The organism is Variovorax sp. SPNA7, from assembly GCF_033807855.1.
Taxonomy (GTDB): domain Bacteria; phylum Pseudomonadota; class Gammaproteobacteria; order Burkholderiales; family Burkholderiaceae_C; genus Variovorax; species Variovorax beijingensis.
In genome coordinates, this window is sequence record NZ_CP138513.1 from 5,526,777 (window position 1) to 5,549,464 (window position 22,688).

The window sequence follows — 22,688 nt, forward strand, 5'->3', positions numbered from 1 at the left end:
CGACCTCCGCGCTGCGCGCCGCGGTGTTCGCAGCGGAAGCAGAGTGGCGGCTCATGCACGCACTCCGGCCAGCGTCCAGACCGGCGCAGCGCCGGCCGGTGCGCCCTGCGCCCAGGCGGTGAGCGGCGCGAACTGCTCGCCGTCCCATTCGCCGAAGACGCGCAGCGGCGCACCGCCCGAATGCGCCATCAGCTGCCACGCCTCCTGCGCCGCCAGCTGCATCGGCAGGGCCTGCGACACGTCATCCAGGCGCAGCCACCATTGATCGCCATGGCGCGCGGGCACGGCTTCGGTCCACACCATCGGCAGCAGCGGTTGCCAGGGGTTGGCCGCGATCTGCTGCGCCATGCGCTGCCATTCGCCGGCTGCGTCCGGAGCGGCGCCGGCCGATGCAGCCGATGCAACTGGCGCATCGGCGGCCAGCTCGGCCACCAGGGCGCGCTGCGATGCATGGCCCGGATAGAAGCACAGCACGGCGGCGCGCTCGCTGCCCGTGACCCAGGCGGTCTCGAAGCCGCGGCCGCCGTGCGAATAGTCGAGCAGCAGCGCGCGCCGTCCGCTCGCGCGGCCCTGCAGCCAGACATGGCGCTCGACCAGTTTCGTGTCGCGTTCGTCGGTGCACTGGCCCAGCACGAGCCAGTGGTCGCTGATGCGCTCGCCGTCCGCGAGCAGGGCTTCGCGGTCCTGCGGCCAGCCGAGCGCGCTGCGCAGGTCGGCCAGCGTGGCGGGCGAGAGCGATTCGCGGCGCGGCACCGCATCGGCGATCAGCTGGAGCCGGCCCAGCCGGTCGAGCAGCCGCGCCGGCCAGCCTTCGCCGGCGCCGATGAGTTCGGCCGCCTGCGTGACGCGCTGGCCGAGGCCGGGCGCCTGCGCATCGACCATGCGCGCGGCCATCGCGCCCCAGGCCTGCTGCTGTTCGCTGCCGAGCGAGGCGAGCCCGCGCTGCACCTGGTCGTCGAGCCAGCGCGCGAGTTCCTGCACGCCGGCCTCGATGCGCTTCCAGCGCTGTGCGTCGCGCCTGGCGGCCGCTGCGGGATCGGGCGCGGCCGCAGGCTCGGCGGCGCGCGCTTCCTTCTTCTCGGCCTTCTCGCGGCGCGAGGCGATCCATTCGGAAACCCAGGCTGGCGGCGCGCCCGCGGTGAAGCTGGCGCCGCCCTGCGCGCGCAGCAGCAACAGCGCGAGGCCATGCTTGCACGGGAACTTGCGGCTCGGGCAGGAGCAGCGGAACACCGGGCCGCCGAGGTCGACCTGCGTCTGGTAGGGCTTGCTGCCGCTGCCCTGGCATTCGCCCCACACCGCATCGTCGGAATAACCGAGCGTGGGCCACTTGGCCGGCGCGAGCAGGCCCTTCGCGGCTTTCGCGGAGGCATCGTCGGGCGCGAGCGCCAGGACGGCTTCTGTGCTGAGAGTCATCGGGGCACCCTCGCGCCGACCCGCGGCGCGGATGATTGGAAAGACGCGGCCATCAAGGCGCGACGGGATTGCCCGGCGTGCCGAGGCTGCCGGCCGGAGCGGCGGCGGCATTGGCGGGCGGGCGGTAGGAGACGCGTACCGCGGAAGGCTGAGGTGCCGCCTGCGGCGCGGGGCCGGCGGCCGGCTTGGTCACGCCGCCCTTGGTGACCGTGACCGGCGCAGCCGGTGGAGTCGCCGCCACGGCCGCCACGGGCGCCACGCCCGTGATGCCGGAGGTACCGGAAACCGGGACCGTGGCCCCCACCGCCGCCGTCGTGACCGGTGCGGCGCCGCCCGCAGGCGCGTACCCGGCCTGCCCCGCATTGGGGTCGTGCAGCACCACGCTCTTGCCCACGCCCACGCCGGTGCCGATCGGCCCGATGCCGACGCCCACGCCCACGCCGGCCGTGCCGGCCACCACGCCGGCGTTGTTGACCACCACGCCGGCGCCGAGCGGGCCCCAGCCGGTGTTCAGGCCGACGGAAAAATTGCCGTCCCTGGTGGCGCCGAGCCCGAGCGAGAGCCCGGGCACCAGCGGAATGCCGATGCGGTAGTGCGAACAGCCGCTCACCATCACCAGCAGCAGCGCCGCCGCAAGGGCGGCAGCTGCACGGGCGGTGCGCGGCCGGGCGTTCACACCAAAAGCGCGTTGACGCGCCTCACGTAGGCCGCGGGATCGGCCGGCAGGCCGCCTTCGGCCAGCAGCGCCTGGTCGAAAAGAATGTTCGCAAGATCGTCGAAATGCTCGGAGCCGTCGAGCTTTTTCACGAGCGCGTGCTCGGCGTTCACTTCGAGCACGGGCTTGAGGTCGGGCGCGGGCTGGCCGGCCTGCTTGAGCATGCGCGCGAGCTGCGTGCTCATGCCACCGTCCTGCACCACCAGGCAGGCCGGCGAATCGACCAGGCGCGTGGTCACGCGCACGTCCTCGGCCTTGTCCTTGAGGGCTTCCTTGAGCTTCTCGAGCAACGGCTTGAAGGATTCGGCGGCTTCCTCGGCGGCTTTCTTCTCGGCCTCGTCCTGCAGCTTGCCCAGGTCGACCGCGCCCTTGGCCACGCTCTGCAGCGGCGTGCCGTCGAACTCGGTGAGGTAGTTGAGCGCCCACTCGTCGACGCGGTCGGTCATCAGCAGCACCTCGATGCCCTTCTTCTTGAAGACCTCGAGCTGCGGGCTGTTCTTGGCGGCGGCGAGCGTGTCGGCCGTGATGTAGTAGATCGCGTCCTGGCCTTCCTTCATGCGCGCCTTGTAGTCGGCAAAGCTCACGCTCACCGCGTCGCTCGTGGTGGAGGCGAAGCGCAGCAGCTTGGCGATGCGGTCGCGGTTGCCGAAGTCCTCGCCCAGGCCTTCCTTGAGCACGGCGCCGAACTCGGCATAGAACTTGGCGTACTTGCCCGATTCGTCGGCGGCGGCCGCGGCGGCTTCGGCGGCCGTGGGCGCGTTCTTGTCGACCACGTCGGTCACGGCCTCGGTCGGCTCGGGGGCCGGCACCGATTCGCCCGAACCCACGTCGATCTTGCCCTCGCCGCTTTCCGGCCCGGTCTTCTGCTTCCTGGCCAGGTCCTCGAGCATGCCGAGCACGCGCTTGGTGCTGCCTTCGCGGATGGCCTTCACGTCGCGGCTTTCCTGCAGCAGTTCACGGCTCACGTTGAGCGGCAGGTCGGACGAGTCGATCACGCCCTTCACGAAGCGCAGGTAGCTCGGCAGCAGCGCCTCGGCGTCGTCCATGATGAAGACGCGCTTCACGTAGAGCTTGACGCCCGCGCTCTTCTCGCGGTTCCACAGGTCGAACGGCGCCTTGGCCGGGATGTAGAGCAGCTGCGTGTACTCGGTGCTGCCCTCCACGCGGTTGTGGCTCCAGGCGAGCGGCGCCTCGTAGTCGTGGCTGATGGTCTTGTAGAACTCTTCGTACTGCTCGGGCGTGATGTCCTTCTTGGGGCGGCTCCAGAGGGCGCTGGCCTTGTTGACCGTTTCCCATTCGCCGGTCTTGACCATGTCGCCGGGCTGGTCGTTCTCGCCTTCCTTCCACTCCTCCTTTTCCATGAGGATGGGCAGCGAGATGTGGTCGGAGTACTTGCCGACGATCTGCTTGAGCTTCCAGGCGTTGAGGTATTCGTCGGCGTCGTCGCGCAGGTGCAGCGTGATGCGGGTGCCGCGCTCGGCGCGCGTGATGTCGGCCACTTCGAAGTCGCCCGCGCCGCCGCTCGTCCAGCGCACGCCTTGCTCGGGCGGCAGGCCCGCGCGGCGCGATTCGACCGTGATCTTGTCGGCCACGATGAAGCCCGAATAGAAGCCCACGCCGAACTGGCCGATCAGCTGGGCGTCGGCCTTCTGGTCGCCGCTGAGCTTGCTCACGAAGTCTTTGGTACCACTTTTGGCGATGGTGCCGAGGTTCTCGATGGCTTCCTGGCGCGACAGGCCGATGCCCTTGTCGGTGATGGTGATGGTGCGCGCGGCCTTGTCGAAGGAGAGCCGCACGTCCAGCTCGGACTGGTCCTCGTACAGCTCGGGGTGGTCGAGCGCCTCGAAGCGCAGCTTGTCGCAGGCGTCCGATGCGTTCGAGATCAGCTCGCGCAGGAAGATTTCCTTGTTCGAGTAGAGCGCATGCGTGACGAGGTGCAGCAGTTGCGCGACTTCGGCCTGGAACGGGAGTTTCGTATTGGAAGAATCAGCCATGGAAAGAGAAGAAATATCGAAGCCAAAAAATTCTAAGCCGGACAGCCGCCACCGGGCGCCCGGCTTACCAACTCCGCGAGTTGGGGCTTGCGCCCCGGAAAAACAATAGTCCCCGTTTTACCTGGCCTGGGACTCGACCTCGCGGGTCCAGCGGTCGATCAGCCGCTTGCGCTCGGCGGCCTTGCCGTATTTCTCGAAGTCGTATTTGATGAGCTTCACGTCGCTCATCGATGGAATGCGCGCATCGGGCTTGAAGGTCTTGTTGGCGGGCGACTGCAGGCTGCCGACCTGCCCGCCGATCGCCTGGCCGGCCGGGCTCATGAGCCAGTCGTAGTAGCGCTTCGCATTCTCCTTGTTGCGCGCGCCCTTGACCAGCGCGATGCCGCCCACCTCGTAGCCCGTGCCCTCGCAGGGCGCGGCCGTCTTGACCGGGAATTTGTCGTACCGCCAGCGCTCGAAGCCGAAGATGAAGCTCACGCCCACCGCCACCTCGCCCTTGGCCACGTTGGGCGCCTGCGCCTGGCCGCTGCGCGTGTAGCTGGTGACGTTGCGGTGCAGCTTCTTCAAATAGTCGAAGGCCGCGTCCTCGCCCATCTGCTGCACCAGGCCCGCGATGATGGTGTAGGCCGTGCCGCTGGACGCCGGATGCGAGATCTCGATCTCGCCCCGGTATTCGGGCTTGACGAGGTCGGCCCAGCACTTGGGCTCGTGCAGCTTCTTGCGCTTGAGCAGATCGGTGTTGAAGCCGAAGCCGATGGCGCTGGTGTAGAAGCCGCCCACCATGTTCTGCGACATCGCGTACTGGCGCACCGCCCAGTCGTGCAGGTCATTGATGTAGGCCGGCCGGTAGGCTTCGAGCAAACCTTGCTCGGCAGCCTGCAGGAACGGATCGCCGGTGCCGCCCCACCAGATGTCGGTCTTGGGATTGGCGGCCTCGGCGCGCAGCTGGGCACCGATCTCGCCGGTGCCCTTGTGCGCCTGCTGCACCCGGATGCCGGTCTCGCGCGTGAAGGCCGTGGCCGCGGCTTCGCACCAGCCCGCGTCGGTGCTGCACAGCGCATTCACCGCGCCCTGCGCCGCGGCGCCTGGGGAAAAAAACAGGGCCATGGCGCCCGCGCATGCGGCAAGGGCCGCGACGTTCCTGATGGCAAAGGGGCGCATGCGTTCTCCGAAGGATGAAAGGCGACCCGAGGATAGCGGGCAAAGCCGCTCAGCGGGCCGCCAGCAGCGGCGGCATGTGCTCGGCCAGCCAGTCGACCACCACCCGTGTCTTGTGGGGCAGGTAGCGGCTGCGCGAGCGGATCACGTTGAGCTCGAAGCCGAAAGGCCGCGGCTCCTCGAACACGCGCACCAGCGTGCCGGCCGCCAGCGCATCGGCCGCGAGCCAGGCCGGCAGGCGCGCCAGCCCCATGCCGCCGATGGCCGCTTCGAGCAGCACCTCGGCGCTGTCGCAGCGCAGCCGCGAGGGCAGCACCACTTCGACCAGCCGGCCTTCCGCGTCGTGGAAGCGCCAGGGCGAGATCTGCCCGTCGCGCGCATAGAACACCGCCTCGTGCGACGGCGATGCGCCCAGCTCGGCCACGCTGCCGGGGCGCCCGCGTTCGGCCAGGTAGGCGGGCGCGGCGCACAGCGCCATCCATTGCACGCCGACCGGCCGAGCGACCAGCTCGGCGCTGTCGGCCAGTTCGCCGCTGCGGATCGCCAGGTCCAGCCCGTCTTCGACCAGGTCCACGCGCCGGTCGTTGAAGGAAAGCTCCAGCGACAGCCCCGGATGCCGCCGCGCCAGCGCGAGCAGCAGCGGCCCGACCTTCAGCCGCCCCAGCATGGCCGGCATGCTCAGGCGCACCAGCCCGGCCGCGGTGCTGCGCGCGGCATCGGCCATGGCCTCGGCGGCATCGAGCTCGGCCAGCACGCGCCGGCAGCGCTCGTAGTAGCCGTGGCCTTCTTCGGTGAGGCTCTGGCTGCGCGTGGTGCGCAGGAAGAGCCGCGTGCCCAGCCGCGCTTCGAGCCGCCCGATGCTCTTGGCCACCGCGGAGCGCGTGACGTGCAGCCGCTCCGCCGCACGCGCAAAGCTGCCGGCCTCGACTGCGGCCACGAACTCTTCGATGCCCTGCAGGCGTGGACTCATTGGATACTTTCAGGCGCCATGGAGTTGAAAATTATCCGCCACTGGATAGATCGACTCGCCAATAGCATGAGGGCTTCTTTTTTCGTGGAGGCTTTTTTCATGCAGGCAAGCAGAACGCTCAGGCGCTGGCAACTTTCTTCCTTCGGCCGCGAGCAGCTCGAACAGGTGGAGCTGCCGCTGCCCACGCCCGGCCCGGGCCATATCCTCGTCGAGGTGGGCGCGGTGTCGCTCAACTACCGCGACCTGCTGATGATCCGCGACGGCATGGGCATGAGGTTCGACCTGCCCTTCACCCCCGGCTCCGACATGGCCGGCACGGTGGTGGCGACCGGGCCCGGCGTGCAGCGCCTGGCCGTGGGCGACCGCGTGCTCAACACCTTCTGGGGCGGCTGGATCGACAGCCACTGGCCGGCCGAGGCGGTGCCGATGGGCGGCCCCGGCCCGGGCATGCTGGCCTCGCACGTGCTGATCGACGCGGCCTGGGCGGTGGCTGCGCCGGCCACGCTCGATTTCGCGCAGGCCAGCACGCTGCCGTGCGCCGGCCTCACGGCCTGGTTCGCGCTGGCCGAGACCGGCGCGCTGCGGCCCGGCCAGACCGTGCTGGTCCACGGCACCGGCGGCGTGGCGCTGTTCGGCGTGCAGCTGGCGCGGCTGCATGGCGCGCGTGCCATCGTGGTCACGGGCAGCGAAGAGAAGCGCGCGCAGACGCTGGCGCTGGGCGCCGCCGAGGTACTGATGCGCGAGGGCGACTGGCCGGCCGAAGTGCGCCGCCTCACGCAAGGGCGCGGCGCCGACCATGTGCTCGAACTCGCGAGCGGTCCGAACCTCGACCGTTCGCTGCAGGCGGTGGCGCAGGGCGGGCGCGTGTCGATCATCGGCATGCTCGGCGGCGAGACGCTCAGCGCTTCGTACTACGCGATGGTGCTCGGCCGCGTCACGGTGCAGGGCATCGGCGTGGGCCATCGGCGCGCGCTCGAGGACCTGGTGCGCGCCGTCGACGCCAATGCGCTCGAGCCCGTGATCGCGGCGCAATACGCCTTCGACGAATTGCCCGATGCGCTCGACCACCTCGCGCGCGGCGCCTTCGGCAAGATCGTCGTCACCCTCTGACAAAGCCCTTTAGCGGTTTGCGCAACGCGTGTCAGAAACAAAAGACCGCTGAACTGTGAACAGGTTCCGCCAGGTGCAACAACATGCGTGACGCATGCTGTTTACGTTCCTAGAATCCGCCCGCGCATGGCCCCGGGGCCACGCAACTTTTCAACTTCTGAATGGATGGAGCAGATGGAACATAGCACCTACAAAAAGTGGTCAGCCGAGTTCATTGGTACTTTCTGGCTCACGCTGGGCGGCTGCGGAAGCGCGGTGCTGGCGGCGGCCTTTCCCAACAATTTGGGCATCGGCTTCCTGGGCGTCTCGCTGGCGTTCGGCCTGACGGTGGTGACCGGCGCCTATGCGCTCGGTCCCATCTCGGGCGGCCACTTCAATCCTGCCGTGTCGATCGGCCTCGCGGCCGCGGGGCGCTTCAAGGCCTCGCAGCTCGCGGGCTACATCGTGTCGCAGGTGCTGGGTGCGATTGCCGCGGCCGGCGTGCTCTACCTGATTGCCACCGGCAAGCCCGGCGCCGACATCGGCGGCTTTGCCACCAACGGCTTCGGCGAGCACTCGCCCGGCAAGTACGGCATGACCGCCGCGCTGGTGTGCGAGGTGGTGATGACCGCGGTGTTCCTGATCGTGATCCTCGGTGCCACCGCCAAGCGCGCGGCCGGCGGCTTCGCGGGCCTGGCCATCGGCCTGTGCCTCACGCTGATCCACCTGATCTCCATTCCGGTCACCAACACCTCGGTGAACCCCGCGCGCAGCACGGGCCCGGCGCTGTTCGGCCCGTCGTACGCGGTGTCGGAGCTGTGGCTGTTCTGGGTTGCGCCCATCGCCGGCGCGATCATCGGCGCGGTGATCTACCGCGCGCTGCTCGCGAACAGCGACGACTGATTGATCAGCTGCCGCTGGCCGACTGCACGAGCGGCAGCGCGGTCGACTGCCCGATGGACTCGGTGCCCGTCGCATGCGAGGCCGCATAGGCGCCGGCCTGCACGTCGGACACCGGCGTCGTCGAGTTCATGGCCGGCGCGCTGGTCGACTGGCCGATGGACTCGGTGTCGGCGGGCCGCGCGGCGGCCATCGCGCCGGCCTGCACGTCGGGGTTCTCGGGCGAATTCATCTGCAGCGGGTGGTAGTCCGAGCCGTCGGTTGTCTCGGCCAACGCACTCACGGCACCGAGCGCCGCGAACGCGGCGAAGGAACCAAGGGCAAGAAGCTTGAAGGAAGTGCGCATGGTGTGTGCTCCTGAGGGTCTGTCTCCGGCCGCGTGCCATCGCGCGAACTGCGCGTGGCAGGGCCTGCACGCACTCTAGGCAGCCCGGCTGAGCGGGGCGTGAGCAGGAAATTAGCCCGGCGTGAGCGGCACCGGTGCCGCAGGCAGGTGCACCCGCGCCAGCAGCCCCGGCCCGCCGCCCTCTTCTGCTTCATTACGGTTGCGCAGCTCGATGCGCAGGCCGTGCCGCTCGGCGGCCGTGCGCGCAATCGCCAGCCCGAGGCCGCTGCCGCCCGCCGGCGCGCCCGGCACACGGAAGAAGCGGTCGAACACGCGGCCGATGGACGAGGCCGGAATGCCCGGGCCGTTGTCGAGCACATCGACCACCGCGTGGCCATCGACCTCGTGCAGCCGCACGTCGACCACGCCGCCTTCGGGCGCATAGCGCAGCGCGTTGTCGATCAGGTTGTCGAACACGCTGCGCAGCTCGGCGGCCGGCGCCTGCACCACGGGCGCGATCGAGCCCTCGAAGCCGATGTCCACGCGGCGCGCGTCGGCCAGCACCATCAGCTGGCTCACGCTCTCGCGCAGCAGGGTCTCGATGTCGACCGGCTCGCCCGGCATGGGACGCCCCGGCGCGTCCTGCCGCGAGAGGCTCAGCAGCTGCTCGATGAGGTGCTGCGCGCGCGTGACGCCGGCCTCCAGCTGGTTGAAGCGCTCGGTGGCTTCGCCCGCGGGCACGTGGGCGCGCAGGTTCTCGATCTGCAGGCCGATCGCGGCCATCGGCGTGCGCAGCTCGTGGGCCGCGTCCTGCACGAAGCGTCGCTGCGTGGCGAAGGCGCTGCGCACGCGCGACAGCAGCTGGTTGAAGGCCTGCACCAGCGGCGCAATCTCGTCCGGCACGCGCGCCAGCGACAGCTCGGTGGGGCGGCGCTCGTCCTGCGAGGCCACGTCGCGCGCCACCGCGCGCAGCGAGCGCGAAGCCGCCGACACGATGAGCCAGAGGATCAGCAAGGCCAGCGGCAGCAGCAGCGCGATGGGCAGGCCTTCGAGCAGCGCGCGGCGCAGGGCACGGCGCCGGCGGTAGTCCTCGTTCTGCAGCACCTGCACGCGCGGCTGGTCGGCGCGCGGCCCGGCCTCGGCCGTGAACACGCGCCAGCGCGAGGGCGCGGGCGCATCGGCGCGCGCATTGCCGAAGCCTGGCTGCGGCTGCAGCGGCACCACGGCCAGCGGCGGCCAGGAACTCGCGCGCAGCGTGCGGCCGTCGGCGCTCCAGAGCTGCACCACGAAGGCGCCGCGCACGAGGGCGGCGTTGCCGTCGAGCGGACGCGGGCTGCGCGGCGGGTCGCTGCCCGCATAGGAATCGGCCACCAGCCGCATCTGCTCGTCGAGCGCGTTGTGCACCAGGTCGCCATAGGCCACGAAGGTGAACCACGCCGTGAGCGCCGCCGCCGCGAGGTGCAGCGTGACGAGCCAGAACAGGAGCTGCGTGCGCAGCGAGCGCGGGCGCCACCAGCGGCCCGCTGAGGTCATGCGGTGACGCGCCAGCCGAGCCCACGCACGTTGCGGATCGATTCCGCGCCGAGCTTGCGGCGCATGCCGTGGATCAGCACGTCGATGGCGTTGCTCGTCACTTCCTCGCCCCAGCCGTAGATGCGGTTCTCGAGCTGTTCGCGCGAGAGGATGGCGCCGGGCCGCTCGAGCAGGGCGTGCAGCAGCGCGAACTCGCGCGCGGTGAGCGCCTCACGCACGCCGTCGACCAGCACCTCGCGCGTGGTCAGGTCGAGCTGCATCGTGCTGCCGCCGATCAGCGAATGCGCGGCGCCGTCGCGCCGGCGCACCACGGCCCGCATGCGCGCGAGCAACTCGCGGAATTCGAAGGGCTTGAGCAAATAGTCGTCGGCGCCCAGGTCGAGGCTGTGGATGCGGTCGTCCAGGCCGTCGCGCGCGGTGAGCACCAGCACCGGCGTGGCATCGCCGCGTTCGCGCGCGCGGCGCAGCACCTCGGTGCCGTCCTGCCGCGGCAGGCCCAGGTCGAGCAGCACGCAGGTGTAGCCGCCGTCGCCGAGCGCGCTTTGCGCCAGCTCGCCGTCGCGCACCCAGTCGGCCGACCAGCCTGCGCCCTCGAGCGCCTGCTTCAGGCTGCGCCCGATCATCTCGTCGTCTTCCACCAGCAGCACACGCATCGTGTCGACTCCTTGGGCGGCAAGTTAGCACGCGATCGGGATGATCGGTAGTGCCCTGCGCCGTGGCGCAGCGTAGGGGCGGAGTCTTAGGCGGGGCTTAGCACGCGGACCTCGTGCCGCCCGCCCTCGCCATCCGCCGCGAAGGCCAGCAGGCGCAGGGCCTCTTCCTCGACGCCAAGCCGGCCGGCCTTCGGCCAGCGCGTGAAGGGCTCCAGCACCACCGCGGCCGTGCTGTTCTTCGCGCGTTCGATCTTCCAGACGCCCGCGACGAAACCGTCGAGCAGCACCGTGCCGCGCACGATGCCGTTGACGGTGAACACGCGCGCGCGGTGCGCCTCGCTCATCACGCGGCTGCGGTCGGCATGCGAGAGCAGCAGGTTGTCCCACTCGGCGACCAGCCGCGGCGGCGCGGGCGTGTCGGGGTCGGGCCGCGGCGCGCGCGGCAGGTCGAACAGTTCCTGGCCCTGCTCGCCGGTGAAGACGCGCAGCTGCGGCCGCAGGCGCTCGGCCACGGCCTTCCAGCCCGTGAGGCCCGACCATGCGCCCGCATCGGCCAGCGTGGCGGGGCCGAAGGCCGCGAGGTAGCGCAGCAGCAGCTCGTCCTGCGTGGCGGGTGCGGCACTTGCGGCGGATTCGCCGAGCCACTGTGCGATGGGCTGCAGCCGTGCGCCCTGGTGCGCGTTCCAGCTGCCCGCGGGCGGCAGGTGCACCAGCGGCACGCTGTTGCGGATGAGTGCGGCCAGCGAGGCCGGCTCGCGGTCTTTCCAGCGCGCCGCGAGGGCCTGGCCGAGCTCGGAGCTGGTGAGCGGGCCTTCGCGCAGCAACGCGAGGCCCGCCTCCACCACGGCCGCGCGGTCGATGCCCTCGAGCGCCCGCGCATGGCTGCTGCCCTTCAATCCGCGCTGATGCACGGGCTCGAGCAGCGGCCGCCAGGCCAGTGCATCCGATGCGGCCATCAGGTGCAGGGTCGCGCGCATCGCCGACATGCGCACGACGCGGCGCTGCTTCAGGGCCTCGGTCAACTGCTCGCGGCGAAAGCCTTCGAGCCGGCTCCACAGGCCGATGTAGGGCGGGTTCGGCGCCTGCGCCTGCAGGCCCGCGAGCTTTTCGATGGCCTGCGCGGGCGCCGCCTTGCGCCGCTCCAGCAGCATCTGCCGCGCCAGCGTGGCCCGGTTCAGTGCGCGCTGGCTCAGCACCACGGCCATCGGCAACCGCTCAGAACTTCTCGTGCGGACCGAGATAGCGCCACTGCCCCACGGGCAGGTTGCCGAGCATCACCTTGCCGATGCGCACGCGCTTCAGGCCCACCACCTTCAGGCCGACCAGCTCGCACATGCGGCGGATCTGGCGCTTCTTGCCCTCGGTGAGCACGAAGCGCAATTGCTCGGGGTTCTGCCATTCGACGCGCGCCGGCTTGAGCGGCTGGCCGTCGAGGCTCAGGCCGTGGCGCAGCCTGGCGAGCATCGCGGGCGGAAACACCGCCTGCACGTTGGTGGTGACGGGGTCGTCGTCGTCCATGCGCACCAGCTGCCCGGTGGGCGCGGGCTGGCCCAGGCCGTGGTAGGCCACGCGCACCAGGTACTCCTTCTCCATCACCGAGTCTTCGCCGATCAGCTGGCGCGCGATGCGCCCGTCCTGCGTCATCACCAGCAGGCCGATGGAATCGATGTCGAGCCGGCCGCACGGCGCCAGGCCGCGCAGCTGCTGCGGGCTGAAGAAGAAGCGCGCGTTGTCCTCGGCCCAGCGGTTCTGCGGCGTGAAGAGCGTCACCGCGGGCTCATGGCCGTCTTCGGCCTGGCCGCTCACGTAGCCGATGGGCTTGTTGATCAGGATGGTGACCTGGTTCGCCTGCTGGCCCTTGGCGGCCTTGTCGACCTCGATGCGGTCGGAGGGCGTGACCTTCACGCCCATTTCGGCCGGCTTGCCGTTCACCTTCACCCAGCCGTTGGCGATCCATTCGTCGGCCTCGCGGCGCGAGCAGAGGCCGAGCTCGGCCATGCGTTTGTTGAGGCGGATCGGGGCGGGGGCGTCGGTCATGCGGGGGGCGCGGTCGGTTGGGGGCGGGTCACGCCCGGTGAAGCGGTGCGCAGCCGCATTTTCGCCGATGGCGGCGGCCCGCGGAATGTGTCGCAATGCATGGGGATAATGCGCGCCAATGGCCCGCCGACGGCCCGGACCCGCATGACCAAAATCCTGATCCTCAGCGTGAGCGCCGGCAACGGCCACGTGCGCGCAGCGCAAGCCCTCGAAGCCGCGGTGCAATCGACCCCGTCGCACACGGCGGTCCACATCGATGCCATGGCCCATGTGGCCGGCGGTTTCCGGAAGGTCTACACCGACTGGTACATCCAGCTCGTGAACCGCGCGCCCGAGCTGTGGTCCTACCTGCACCAGCGCACCGACGCCACGCCGCACCATGCGCCTTCGCAGCGCCTGCGCCGCGGCATCGAGCGGCTGAGCACCGGCGCCCTGCTGCGCGAGATCCGCCGCGAAAGGCCCGACGCCGTGATCTGCACCCACTTCCTGCCCGCCGAGCTGCTGATGCGCGAGCGCAACCGCGGCCGCATCGACTACCCGGTGTGGCTGCAGATCACCGACTACGACCTGCACAACATGTGGCTGGTGCCCGGCATGGCGGGCTACCTGGCCGCGACGGAGGAAGTGGCCTTCAGGCTGCAAGCGCGCGGCATTCCCGCCGAGCGCATCCACGTGACGGGCATTCCGGTGATGCCGGCCTTCTCCGAACCCGATGCGCCGGCGCTTGCGCGCAATGCCTGCGCCACGGCGCTCGGCCTCGACCCCGCGCGGCCGGTGCTGCTGATGGCCTCGGGCGGCGCGGGCGTCGGCGACCTGGCGAGCATGGTCGAGCGCGTGCTCTCGCTCGACGGCGACAGCGGCCTGCAGGTGATTGCCGTGGCCGGCCGCAACGCCGAGGCCCACGGCAAGCTGCAGGCCCTGGCCGCCCGCCATCCGGGGCGCGTGGTGGCCATCGGCTTCACCAACGAGATGCACAAGCTCATGGCCGCGGCCGACCTGGTGGTGACCAAGCCCGGCGGGCTCACGGTGTCGGAATGCCTGGCACTCGGCAAGCCGATGCTGCTGATCTCGCCGATTCCGGGCCAGGAAGAACACAACGCCGGCTTCCTGATGGAAGAAGGCGCGGGCTGGCTCGCCTACGACGCCATCGGCCTGGACTACAAGGTGGCGCGCCTCATGGCCGACCCCGCCAAGCTGGCGGCCATGGCCGGGCGCAGCCGCGCGCTCGGCAAGCCGCGCGCGGCGGCCGCGGTGCTGCGCCACGTGCTGGGCGAAGCCGCATGACGGGCGCCGTGGAAAAGACGGGCGTGGCCCGCACGCTCGGCTACCTGGCATGGGTGGTGGTGATGGCCTTCTTCTTTGCCAACGCCGAGATCCAGATCGAAGGCGGCGCCGGCTGGGCCACCTCGCTGCCCACCTGGCGCATCGAGAACAGCATCTGGCTCGACATCTTCTGGGGCGGGCGCGCGATGACCGGCTACCACGCCTGGGTCTTCACCTTCATGGTGCTGGTGTTCTTCGCGCCGTTGGCCTTCAACGGACGCTGGACCTGGCGCGACGTGGGGCTGGCCGTGGCGGGCCTGATCGTGTTCTGGGTCTGCGAGGACTTTCTCTGGTTCATGATCAACCCGGCCTTCGGCTGGGCGCGCTTCAATGCGGTGGATGCGTTCTGGCACAAGCACTGGATCTGGGGCGCGCCGGTCGACTATTGGGGCGGCCTGGCGGTGGCCCTGCTGATCCTGGTGACGCGGCACTGGCGGCGCGCGAAATGAGCGCAAGGAAGCACAAGCGAAGGAACGGCAGCGACGCCGCCGCGGCGCACGCCGCGCCGCGCCCCGAGCACTGGGCCGATCCGCTCGACACGCTCGGGGTCGAGAACCTGCACCGCATCACGCCCACGCTGTACCGCAGCGCGCAGCCGCGCATCGCCAACGTGGCGGCGCTGAAGGCGCTGGGCATCCGCACCATCGTGAGCCTGCGCTCCTTCAACGACGACCGGAAGGTGTTCGCGGGCAGCGGCATCCGCCTGGTGCGCGTGCCGATCAACACCTGGTCGATCGACGACGCCAAGGTGCTGCGCGCGCTGGTGGCCATTCGCGAGGCCGAGAAGCAGGGGCCGGTGCTGATCCACTGCATGCACGGCGCCGACCGCACCGGCGTGGTCGCGGCGGCCTACCGCATGGCGGTGCAGGGCTGGGACAAGGAGAGCGCGCGGCAGGAGATGTTCCGCGGCGGCTACGGCTACCACACGCTGTGGCGCAACATTCCGCGCTACATCGAGCGCTTCGATGCAGGGAAGATGGGCCATGCGCTGGCCCATGCGCCGGCGATTCCGGCGGTGTCCTGAAGGCGTCTGCAGCTTTCGCGCACCGCTCCTATACTGGCCGCCCCGTGGCCCCGGGCCACCTTCGAACCTGCCTCTTTCACGAGGCGCAAGGGGCTCATCCATGGCACTGCAACTGCGCTCCCTCATCCGCGCGAACGGCGAACTCGAACTCTCGCTGCACGACGAGCCGATTCCTGAACCCCAGGCGCACGAAGTCGTGATCCGCATCGAGGCCTCGCCGATGAATCCGTCGGACCTGGGCCTGCTGTTCGGCGCGGCCGACATGGGCACCGCCAAGATCTCCGGCACGCCCGAGCGCCCCGTCGTGACGGCCACGGTGCCCGAGCGCGCCATGCCGGCCATGGCCGGCCGGCTGGACCAGTCGATGCCGGTCGGCAACGAAGGCGCCGGCGTGGTGGTCAAGGCCGGCTCGTCCGCGGCGGCGCAGGCGCTGCTGGGCAAGACGGTGGCCGCGATCGGCGGCGCGATGTATTCGCAGTACCGCGTGGTGGCCGCGGCCCAGTGCCTGGAACTGCCCGCAGGCACGGCGCCGACCGAAGGCGCCTCGTGCTTCGTGAACCCGCTCACGTCGCTCGGCATGGTCGAGACGATGCGGCGCGAAGGCCACAAGGCGCTGGTGCACACGGCCGCCGCATCCAACCTGGGCCAGATGCTCAACAAGATCTGCCAGAAGGACGGCATCGCGCTGGTCAACATCGTGCGCAAGCCCGAGCAGGAAGCGCTGCTGCGCGGCATCGGCGCAAAGTACGTGTGCAACGCGAGCTCGCCCACCTTCCTCGAAGACCTGACGCAGGCTCTGGTCGAGACCGGCGCTACGCTGGCCTTCGACGCCACGGGCGGCGGCAAGCTCGCGGGCCAGATCCTCGGTTGCATGGAAGCGGCGCTGAACCGCAGCGCCAAGGAATACAGCCGCTATGGCTCGACCACGCACAAGCAGGTCTACATCTATGGCGGCCTGGACCGCTCGCCGACGGAGTTCGTGCGCAACTTCGGCATGGCATGGGGCATGGGCGGGTGGCTGCTGTTTCCGTTCCTGCAGAAGCTCGGGGATGAAGGTGTGCAGCGGCTGAAGGCGCGCGTGGTGGCCGAGTTGAAGACCACGTTTGCGAGCCATTACACGCGGGAGGTCTCGTTGCTCGAGGCGCTGCAGCTCGATGCGATTGGCGTGTATGGGAAGCAGGCGACGGGGGAGAAGTTCTTGTTGAATCCGAACAAGGGTGTGGCGGCTTGAATGCTGCTGCCCTCACCCTAACCCTCTCCCAGAGGGAGAGGGGACAAGACGGGGAGTGACGGTGTCGGCTGTTGCTCCCTCTCCCTCCGGGAGAGGGCTGGGGTGAGGGCTCTGTGCGCCCGACAAAGCGCGGCGTCAGCGAGCTAAACCACCAGCCGATACCCCACCGCAGTCTCCGTCAACAAATGCCGCGGCTGCGCCGGATCCGCCTCCAGCTTCTGCCGCAGATGCCCCATGTAGATGCGCAGATAGTGGCTCTGGTCCGTGTGCGACGGCCCCCACACCTCGCGCAGCAGCTGGCGCTGCGTGAGCACGCGGCCGGCGTTGGCAACGAGCACTGAAAGCAGCCGGTACTCGGTCGGCGTGAGATGCACCTCGGCGCCGGCGCGGCGCACGATGCGCGCGGCGCGGTCCAGCTCGACCTCGCCGAAACGGAACACCGCTTCTGCCGCTTCGTCGCCGCCCGTCGCGCGCGGCCGGCGCAGGTTGGCGCGCACGCGCGCGAGCAGTTCGCCGGTGCCGAAGGGCTTGGTCAGGTAGTCGTCGGCGCCGGCATCGAGCGCGGCGATCTTGTCGGCCTCGTCGCTGCGCGCGGACAGCACGATGATCGGCACGGCCGACCAGCCGCGCACATCGCGGATCAGCGACACGCCATCGCCGTCGGGCAGGCCGAGGTCGAGCACCAGCAGGTCGGGCTGGCGCGTGCCGGCCGCGGCCAAGCCATCGCGCAGCGTGCCGGCCTCGTGCACCAGCCAGCCTTCGGCCTCGAGCGCGCCGCGCACGAAGCGGCGGATCTGCGGCTCGTCCTCGATCACGATGGCGGTGGGCGATGGCATGGGTTCAGAGTTGGGCTTCTTCGGCCGGTTCCGGTGGCTCCCGGCGCGGCAGGGTGACCGTGAATTCTGCACCGCCGCCCTGCGCATTGGCCGCGGCAATCTCGCCGCCGTGCGCGCTCACCACGGCGCGGCAGATCGCCAGGCCCAGGCCCACGCCCGGCGTGGCCGATTCGGTTTCGCCGCGGGTGAACTTGTCGAACAGCTTCTGCTCGCGGCCCAGCAGCGCCGTGGGCAGGCCCGGGCCGTGGTCGCGCACCGTGAGCCTCAGCGTGCCGGGCTCGGCCCGCGCGCCGACCATGATGGGCGGCGCGCCGTACTTGGTGGCGTTCTCGATCAGGTTGACCAGCACGCGCTCGATCAGCACGGCATCGAACTCGACCAGCGGAAGCCCGGGCTCGAGCGCGGTCTGCACCACGGTATTGCCGAGCGCGGGGCGCGCCGCGCGGATGGCCGAGCCGACCACTTCTTCCACCGACTGCCAGTCGCGCCGCAGGTTCACCGCGCCGCCCGCAATGCCGCTTTCGAGCCGCGCCATGTCGAGCAGGTTGTTGACCAGCGCGTGCAGTTCATGCGCCTGCGCGACGATGGCGCGCGCCGCCTCGGCATGCGCCTCGGGCGGCAGCGTCTGCAGCGATTCGGCGAGCGCAATCAATGCGGTGAGCGGCGTGCGCACGTCGTGCGAGATGGCGCCGAGCAGCGCATTGCGCAGGCGCTCCGATTCCATCTCGACCACCGCCTGCTGCGCCACTTCCACATAGTGCACGCGCTCCAGCGCAATCGCGATCTGCCGCGCCAGGGTGTCGAGCTGCTGCGCCTGCTCCGGAATCAGCAGCCAGCGCGGATGCGCCGGCGACAGCGCGAGCACGCCGCGCACGCGCATCGGCGCCTGCAGCGGCACGTAATGCCAGGGCTGGGCCGCCAGCGTGGCGGTGGCCAGGCCGGCGGGCTGGCCATGGCGGAAGGCCCAGTCGGCCACCTGCGCATCGAAGCCTTCGGGCGGGTTCTTCGGCAGCACGAGCTGGTCGGCCGCGTCGGTGACCAGCACCAGCGCATGGCCGCCGAAATGGCCCTGCACCGCGGCGGCGCCCAGCGCCACCACCTGCGTGCTCTCCAGCGCGGCGGAGAGTTCGCGCGTGAGTTCGAACAGCGAGCGCGCGCGCCGCTCGCGGCTGGTCGACACGCCGGCCGCAAAGCGCAGCCCCGCCATCAGCTGGCCCACGAGCAGGCCCACGCCCAGCATGATCGCGAAGGTCAGCACGTACTGCACGTCGCTCACCGCGAACGACAGGCGCGGCGGCACGAAAAAATAGTCAAACGCCGCCACGTTGAGCAGGGCTGCGAGCGCCGAAGGCCCACGGCCGAAGCGCATCGCCACGCCGACCACGCCCAGCATGAACAGCATCACGATGTTGGACAGTTCCAGCACGGCGGCCAGCGGCGTGCACAGCAGCGTGAGCGCGACGCTCGCGGCCGTGGCCCAGGCATAGCCCGGCCAATGGACGGGCGCCTTCTCGTGGTCGTCGTCATCGGCGCGCTCGCCGGCGATGGGCGCGCGCGACAGGCGGCGCGAACTGTCGGCGCGGCCGACCTCCATGATGTCGAGCGCGGGCGCGCGCCGGGCCAGCGCGCGCGGCATCGGCACCGGCGTGGCGGGCCACCAGCGGCGCCAGCCGGTGGCCGGCGCGGGGCGCCCCAGCACCAGCGTGGCGCAATTGAGCCGCCGCGCCTGCTCGGCCAGCTGCTCGGCCACGTCGGAACCCGTGAGCACCGCGGTGGCCGCACCCAGTTCTTCGGCGAGCTTGAGCACCGCGAGGATGCGGTCGCGCTCCTCGGCGGCGAGCCGCTGCAGCCGCGGCGTCTCGACGTACGCCGCATGCCAGCGCACATTGAGCTGGCCCGCGAGCCGCGCCGCGGTGCGCACCGTCTGCGCGGCGCCCTCGTGCGGCCCGACGCACGCGAGGATCGCGCCCGAGGTGTTCCAGGCCTGCAGCTCGCCGCCCTGCCCATTGCCCCCGTTGCGGCCGGCCGCGCCCGACTGCTCGACGCGCCAGCCGCGCACGTCGTCTTCCACATGCTCGGCGGTGCGGCGCAGCGCAATCTCGCGCAGCGCGATCAGGTTGCCCTTGCGGAAAAAGTTCTGCGCAGCGCGCTCGGCTTGCTGCGGCAGATAGACCTTGCCGGCCGCGAGCCGCGCCGCGAGTTCGTCGGGCGTGACGTCGACCAGCACCACCTCGTCGGCTTCGTCCAGCACGGTGTCGGGCACGGTCTCGTGCACCCGCACGCCGGTGATGGCGCCGACGGTGCCGTTGAGGCTTTCCAGGTGCTGCACGTTGAGCGCCGACCACACCTCGATGCCCGCAGCCAGCAGCTCCTGCACGTCCTGCCAGCGCTTGGCATGGCGCGAGCCGGGCGCATTGGTGTGGGCCAGTTCATCGACCAGCAGCACGGCGGGCTTGCGCGCCAGCGCGGCGTCGAGATCGAACTCGGCCAGCGTGCGGCCGCGGTGGTCCACCTCGCGCGGCGGCAGCACGTCGAGCCCCGCGAGCAGCGCCGCGGTTTCGCTGCGGCCATGGGTTTCGGCCACGCCGACCAGCACGTCGCGCCCCGCGGCACGCTCGCGCTGTGCGGCACTCAGCATGGCCCAGGTCTTGCCGACGCCGGCGCTGGCGCCGAAGTAGATGCGCAGCTTGCCGCGCAGCGCACGCGCCTCGTCGCTGCGCAATTGCGCAAGCAGGGCATCGGGATCGGGGCGGGCGTCAGGCGGCATGGCGGTGGCTGCGCAGGTTAGCGCATCGGCGCGCCTTCATCGAGCGCGAGATTCAATGCCAGCACATTGACGCGCGGCTCGCCCAGCAAGCCCCAGAGCGGCGCCTGCGTGTGGCTGGCGACCAGTGCATTCACCTGCTCGGGCGGCAGGCCGCGCACGCGCGCCACGCGCGCCGCCTGGTACTGCGCGGCGGCGGGGCTGATGTCGGGGTCGAGCCCGCTGGCCGAGGCCGTGACGAGGTCGACCGGCACCGGCGCGGCATTGCCCGGGTCGGCGGCGCGCAGCGCCTCGATGCGCGCCTTGACCGCATCGGCCAGCGCCGGGTTGAGCGGCCCGAGGTTCGAGCCGCCCGAAGCGCTCGCGTTGTAGGGCTGCGGCGCGGTGGCCGAGGGCCGGCCCCAGAAGTGCTTCGGATCGCTGAAGTTCTGGCCGATGAGGCTGGAGCCCACGGCGGTGCCGCCCTGCACGACCAGGCTGCCCGCCGCCTGCGACGGAAACAGCGCCTTGGCGGCGCCGGTGACGGCCAGCGGATAGACCAGGCCGGTGAGCGCGCCCAACAGCGCGAAGAGCACAAGCGCGGGACGAATGACGTTGTTCATGGTGAAGAACTCCTCAGACCAGATGGACTGCGACCAGCAGCCAGTCGATCAGCTTGATGCCGATGAAGGGAACGAGCAGGCCGCCCAGCCCGTAGATGGCCAGGTTGCGCCGCAGCAGCGCGGCCGCGCCCACCGGCCGGTAGCGCACGCCCTTGAGCGCGAGCGGAATCAGGAACACGATGACCAGCGCGTTGAAGATCACCGCCGACAGAATGGCCGACGACGGGCTCGCGAGCCGCATCACGTTGAGTGCGCCGAGCTGCGGATAGGTCGAGACGAAGATCGCCGGAATGATCGCGAAGTATTTCGCCACGTCGTTCGCGATCGAGAAGGTGGTGAGCGAGCCGCGCGTCATGAGCAGCGCCTTGCCGGTCTCCACCACCTCGAGCAGCTTGGTCGGGTTCGAGTCCAGGTCGACCATGTTGCCGGCCTCTTTCGCGGCCTGCGTGCCGCTGCCCATGGCCACCGCCACGTCGGCCTGCGCGAGGGCGGGCGCGTCGTTGGTGCCGTCGCCGGTCATCGCGACCAGGCGGCCTTCGGACTGGTACTTGCGGATCAGCGCGAGCTTGTCCTCGGGCGTGGCTTCGGCCAGGAAATCGTCGACGCCGGCCTCGGCCGCAATGGCCGCGGCGGTGAGCTTGTTGTCGCCGGTGATCATCACGGTCTTGATGCCCATGCGGCGCAGCTCGGCAAAGCGCTCCTTGATGCCGGTCTTGACGATGTCCTTGAGCTCGACCACGCCGAGCACGCGGTTGCCCTCGGCCACGGCCAGCGGCGTGCTGCCGCGGCGCGCCGTTTCCTCGGACGCGCGCAGCACCTCGGCAGGCACGCTGCCGCCCAGCGATTCGACATGCCGGCGGATCGCATCGACGGCGCCCTTGCGCAGCAGCACCGCGTCGGTGTCGAGGCTGTTGGATGCGGCCGGCAAGTCGACGCCGCTCATGCGGGTCTGGGCTGTAAAAGAAACGAAGCGCGCGCCTTCGACAGATGCGGCCTCCAGGCCATCGCGGCGAGCGAGTTCGACGATGCTGCGGCCCTCGGGCGTTTCATCGGCCAGCGAGGCGAGCATGGCGGCCCGTGCGAGGCGGCCCTTCGGCACGCCGGGCGCGGGCAGGAAAGCGCTGGCCTGGCGGTTGCCGTGCGTGATGGTGCCGGTCTTGTCGAGCAGCAGCACGTCGACGTCGCCGGCCGCCTCCACCGCGCGGCCCGAGGTGGCGATCACGTTGGCCTGCATCATGCGGCTCATGCCGGCCACGCCCACGGCCGAGAGCAGGCCGCCGATGGTGGTCGGGATCAGGCACACCAGGAGCGCCACCAGCGCGGTAAGCGACACCACGGCGCCCGCGCCCGCGGCTTCCACGCTGAACACCGAGAACGGCAGCAGCGTGACGGTGACCATCAGGAACACCAGCGTCAGCGCCACCAGCAGGATGGTGAGCGCGATCTCGTTGGGCGTCTTGTGGCGCTTGGCCGCCTCCACCATGCCGATCATGCGGTCGAGAAACGACTCGCCCGGGTTCACCGAGATGCGCACCACCAGCCAGTCGGACAGCACGCGCGTGCCGCCGGTCACGGCCGAGAAGTCGCCGCCCGATTCGCGCACCACGGGGGCCGATTCGCCGGTGATGGCGCTTTCGTCCACCGAGGCCACGCCTTCGATCACTTCGCCGTCGAGCGGGATCACATCGCCCGTTTCCACCAGCACCACGTCGCCCTTGCGCAGGTTCGGCGCCTGCTCCGGCAGGAATGCCGCGCCGTGGTGGGGCTCCTTGAGCTTCTTGGCCCAGGTGTCCTTGCGCAGGCCGCGCAGCGAAGCAGCCTGCGCCTTGCTGCGGCCCTCGGCCAGGGCCTCGGCAAAGTTCGCGAACAGCACGGTGAACCACAGCCAGACGGTGATGGCCAGAACGAAGGCGGGCTTCATGCCGGTGTCGCCGGGGAAGCTCAGCGAATGCACCCAGAGCAGCGTCGTGAGGATGCTGCCGATGTAGACGATGAACATCACCGGATTGCGCCACTGCGTGCGCGGATCCAGCTTGGCGAAGGCGCCCCACAGCGCGGGCTTCACCAGCGCCGCGTCGAGCAGCGAGAGAGAGGTCTTTGAGTTGGTCATGGTGCGCTCCT

General features: G+C 70.5%; 20 protein-coding genes. 6 read left to right on the forward strand and 14 right to left on the reverse strand.

What is annotated here, in order from left to right:
- Positions 1 to 51: 51 nt before the first annotated feature.
- The 5 genes from RZE77_RS25930 to RZE77_RS25950 form a co-directional block, all read right to left on the reverse strand.
- A complete protein-coding gene (locus RZE77_RS25930) occupies positions 52 to 1,413 on the reverse strand; it encodes an SWIM zinc finger family protein (RefSeq protein WP_319439872.1) in 1,362 nt (453 codons plus the stop codon).
- A gap of 52 nt (positions 1,414 to 1,465) precedes the next feature.
- A complete protein-coding gene (locus tag RZE77_RS25935) occupies positions 1,466 to 2,089 on the reverse strand; it encodes a hypothetical protein (protein ID WP_319439873.1) in 624 nt (207 codons plus the stop codon).
- A complete protein-coding gene (gene htpG / locus RZE77_RS25940) occupies positions 2,086 to 4,122 on the reverse strand; it encodes a molecular chaperone HtpG (protein WP_319439874.1) in 2,037 nt (678 codons plus the stop codon). Before htpG ends, RZE77_RS25935 begins: the two co-directional genes overlap by 4 nt.
- A gap of 117 nt (positions 4,123 to 4,239) precedes the next feature.
- The gene (locus tag RZE77_RS25945) at positions 4,240 to 5,283 is read right to left on the reverse strand and encodes an ABC transporter substrate-binding protein (RefSeq protein WP_319439875.1); all 1,044 of its coding nucleotides are present in this window, start codon (positions 5,281 to 5,283) and stop codon (positions 4,240 to 4,242) included.
- Between the two features lie 49 nt (positions 5,284 to 5,332).
- Positions 5,333 to 6,250: a LysR family transcriptional regulator gene (locus RZE77_RS25950; RefSeq protein ID WP_319439876.1), complete on the reverse strand. Its 918-nt coding sequence runs from the start codon at positions 6,248 to 6,250 to the stop codon at positions 5,333 to 5,335.
- A gap of 99 nt (positions 6,251 to 6,349) precedes the next feature.
- Between RZE77_RS25950 and RZE77_RS25955 the strand changes: the two genes are divergently transcribed.
- Positions 6,350 to 7,360 carry a zinc-dependent alcohol dehydrogenase family protein gene (locus RZE77_RS25955; RefSeq protein WP_319439877.1) on the forward strand — a complete coding sequence of 337 codons (1,011 nt, stop codon included), beginning with the start codon at positions 6,350 to 6,352 and terminating at the stop codon, positions 7,358 to 7,360.
- A 174-nt stretch (positions 7,361 to 7,534) separates the two neighbouring features.
- Entirely contained in the window at positions 7,535 to 8,242 is a 708-nt protein-coding gene (gene aqpZ, locus RZE77_RS25960) for an aquaporin Z (RefSeq protein WP_124961149.1), read from the forward strand.
- A gap of 4 nt (positions 8,243 to 8,246) precedes the next feature.
- Here aqpZ and RZE77_RS25965 read toward each other — a convergent pair whose 3' ends face one another.
- The 5 genes from RZE77_RS25965 to RZE77_RS25985 form a co-directional block, all read right to left on the reverse strand.
- Complete coding sequence (locus tag RZE77_RS25965) at positions 8,247 to 8,585, reverse strand: hypothetical protein (RefSeq protein ID WP_319439878.1); 339 nt, start codon at positions 8,583 to 8,585, stop codon at positions 8,247 to 8,249.
- A gap of 111 nt (positions 8,586 to 8,696) precedes the next feature.
- Complete coding sequence (locus RZE77_RS25970; RefSeq protein WP_319439879.1) at positions 8,697 to 10,097, reverse strand: sensor histidine kinase; 1,401 nt, start codon at positions 10,095 to 10,097, stop codon at positions 8,697 to 8,699.
- Positions 10,094 to 10,750 carry a response regulator transcription factor gene (locus RZE77_RS25975; RefSeq protein ID WP_319428058.1) on the reverse strand — a complete coding sequence of 219 codons (657 nt, stop codon included), beginning with the start codon at positions 10,748 to 10,750 and terminating at the stop codon, positions 10,094 to 10,096. The genes RZE77_RS25970 and RZE77_RS25975 overlap by 4 nt, the downstream gene beginning before the upstream one ends.
- A gap of 86 nt (positions 10,751 to 10,836) precedes the next feature.
- The gene (locus RZE77_RS25980) at positions 10,837 to 11,955 is read right to left on the reverse strand and encodes a winged helix DNA-binding domain-containing protein (protein WP_319439880.1); all 1,119 of its coding nucleotides are present in this window, start codon (positions 11,953 to 11,955) and stop codon (positions 10,837 to 10,839) included.
- 10 nt (positions 11,956 to 11,965) lie between these two features.
- Positions 11,966 to 12,787: a pseudouridine synthase gene (locus RZE77_RS25985; protein ID WP_015867735.1), complete on the reverse strand. Its 822-nt coding sequence runs from the start codon at positions 12,785 to 12,787 to the stop codon at positions 11,966 to 11,968.
- Between the two features lie 144 nt (positions 12,788 to 12,931).
- Between RZE77_RS25985 and RZE77_RS25990 the strand changes: the two genes are divergently transcribed.
- The 4 genes from RZE77_RS25990 (at position 12,932) to RZE77_RS26005 (ending at position 16,365) form a co-directional block, all read left to right on the forward strand.
- Entirely contained in the window at positions 12,932 to 14,071 is a 1,140-nt protein-coding gene (locus RZE77_RS25990; protein WP_319439881.1) for an MGDG synthase family glycosyltransferase, read from the forward strand.
- Positions 14,068 to 14,559: a hypothetical protein gene (locus tag RZE77_RS25995; RefSeq protein WP_319439882.1), complete on the forward strand. Its 492-nt coding sequence runs from the start codon at positions 14,068 to 14,070 to the stop codon at positions 14,557 to 14,559. Before RZE77_RS25990 ends, RZE77_RS25995 begins: the two co-directional genes overlap by 4 nt.
- Positions 14,556 to 15,134, forward strand: coding sequence for a dual specificity protein phosphatase family protein (locus RZE77_RS26000; RefSeq protein WP_319439883.1), 579 nt, complete (start codon positions 14,556 to 14,558; stop codon positions 15,132 to 15,134). Before RZE77_RS25995 ends, RZE77_RS26000 begins: the two co-directional genes overlap by 4 nt.
- Positions 15,135 to 15,234: 100 nt before the next feature.
- On the forward strand, positions 15,235 to 16,365 hold the full coding sequence (locus RZE77_RS26005; protein WP_319439884.1) for a zinc-binding dehydrogenase: 1,131 nt from the start codon (positions 15,235 to 15,237) through the stop codon (positions 16,363 to 16,365).
- A gap of 143 nt (positions 16,366 to 16,508) precedes the next feature.
- Here the strand turns inward: RZE77_RS26005 and kdpE are convergent, their stop codons facing one another.
- Genes kdpE through kdpB form a run of 4 tightly spaced genes read right to left on the reverse strand, consistent with a single transcriptional unit; the run spans position 16,509 to position 22,677 of the window.
- Positions 16,509 to 17,201: a two-component system response regulator KdpE gene (kdpE, locus tag RZE77_RS26010; protein WP_319439885.1), complete on the reverse strand. Its 693-nt coding sequence runs from the start codon at positions 17,199 to 17,201 to the stop codon at positions 16,509 to 16,511.
- A gap of 4 nt (positions 17,202 to 17,205) precedes the next feature.
- Positions 17,206 to 19,968, reverse strand: coding sequence for a DUF4118 domain-containing protein (locus RZE77_RS26015; protein WP_319439886.1), 2,763 nt, complete (start codon positions 19,966 to 19,968; stop codon positions 17,206 to 17,208).
- 17 nt (positions 19,969 to 19,985) lie between these two features.
- Positions 19,986 to 20,567 (reverse strand): potassium-transporting ATPase subunit KdpC, encoded by a 582-nt coding sequence (gene kdpC, locus RZE77_RS26020; RefSeq protein WP_319439887.1) that lies wholly within the window; start codon positions 20,565 to 20,567, stop codon positions 19,986 to 19,988.
- A gap of 13 nt (positions 20,568 to 20,580) precedes the next feature.
- Positions 20,581 to 22,677 carry a potassium-transporting ATPase subunit KdpB gene (gene kdpB, locus RZE77_RS26025; protein ID WP_319439888.1) on the reverse strand — a complete coding sequence of 699 codons (2,097 nt, stop codon included), beginning with the start codon at positions 22,675 to 22,677 and terminating at the stop codon, positions 20,581 to 20,583.
- Positions 22,678 to 22,688: the final 11 nt, after the last annotated feature.

Bases quoted from the DNA above. Each gene is read 5' to 3' on its own strand.
- RZE77_RS25930 (WP_319439872.1), bottom strand. From the start codon at position 1,413: ATGACTCTCAGCACAGAAGCCGTCCTGGCGCTCGCGCCCGACGATGCC.
- htpG (WP_319439874.1), bottom strand. From the start codon at position 4,122: ATGGCTGATTCTTCCAATACGAAACTCCCGTTCCAGGCCGAAGTCGCG.
- RZE77_RS25945 (WP_319439875.1), bottom strand. From the start codon at position 5,283: ATGCGCCCCTTTGCCATCAGGAACGTCGCGGCCCTTGCCGCATGCGCG.
- RZE77_RS25950 (WP_319439876.1), bottom strand. From the start codon at position 6,250: ATGAGTCCACGCCTGCAGGGCATCGAAGAGTTCGTGGCCGCAGTCGAG.
- RZE77_RS25955 (WP_319439877.1), top strand. From the start codon at position 6,350: ATGCAGGCAAGCAGAACGCTCAGGCGCTGGCAACTTTCTTCCTTCGGC.
- aqpZ (WP_124961149.1), top strand. From the start codon at position 7,535: ATGGAACATAGCACCTACAAAAAGTGGTCAGCCGAGTTCATTGGTACT.
- RZE77_RS25965 (WP_319439878.1), bottom strand. From the start codon at position 8,585: ATGCGCACTTCCTTCAAGCTTCTTGCCCTTGGTTCCTTCGCCGCGTTC.
- RZE77_RS25970 (WP_319439879.1), bottom strand. From the start codon at position 10,097: ATGACCTCAGCGGGCCGCTGGTGGCGCCCGCGCTCGCTGCGCACGCAG.
- RZE77_RS25975 (WP_319428058.1), bottom strand. From the start codon at position 10,750: ATGCGTGTGCTGCTGGTGGAAGACGACGAGATGATCGGGCGCAGCCTG.
- RZE77_RS25980 (WP_319439880.1), bottom strand. From the start codon at position 11,955: ATGGCCGTGGTGCTGAGCCAGCGCGCACTGAACCGGGCCACGCTGGCG.
- RZE77_RS25985 (WP_015867735.1), bottom strand. From the start codon at position 12,787: ATGACCGACGCCCCCGCCCCGATCCGCCTCAACAAACGCATGGCCGAG.
- RZE77_RS25990 (WP_319439881.1), top strand. From the start codon at position 12,932: ATGACCAAAATCCTGATCCTCAGCGTGAGCGCCGGCAACGGCCACGTG.
- RZE77_RS25995 (WP_319439882.1), top strand. From the start codon at position 14,068: ATGACGGGCGCCGTGGAAAAGACGGGCGTGGCCCGCACGCTCGGCTAC.
- RZE77_RS26000 (WP_319439883.1), top strand. From the start codon at position 14,556: ATGAGCGCAAGGAAGCACAAGCGAAGGAACGGCAGCGACGCCGCCGCG.
- RZE77_RS26005 (WP_319439884.1), top strand. From the start codon at position 15,235: ATGGCACTGCAACTGCGCTCCCTCATCCGCGCGAACGGCGAACTCGAA.
- kdpE (WP_319439885.1), bottom strand. From the start codon at position 17,201: ATGCCATCGCCCACCGCCATCGTGATCGAGGACGAGCCGCAGATCCGC.
- RZE77_RS26015 (WP_319439886.1), bottom strand. From the start codon at position 19,968: ATGCCGCCTGACGCCCGCCCCGATCCCGATGCCCTGCTTGCGCAATTG.
- kdpC (WP_319439887.1), bottom strand. From the start codon at position 20,567: ATGAACAACGTCATTCGTCCCGCGCTTGTGCTCTTCGCGCTGTTGGGC.
- kdpB (WP_319439888.1), bottom strand. From the start codon at position 22,677: ATGACCAACTCAAAGACCTCTCTCTCGCTGCTCGACGCGGCGCTGGTG.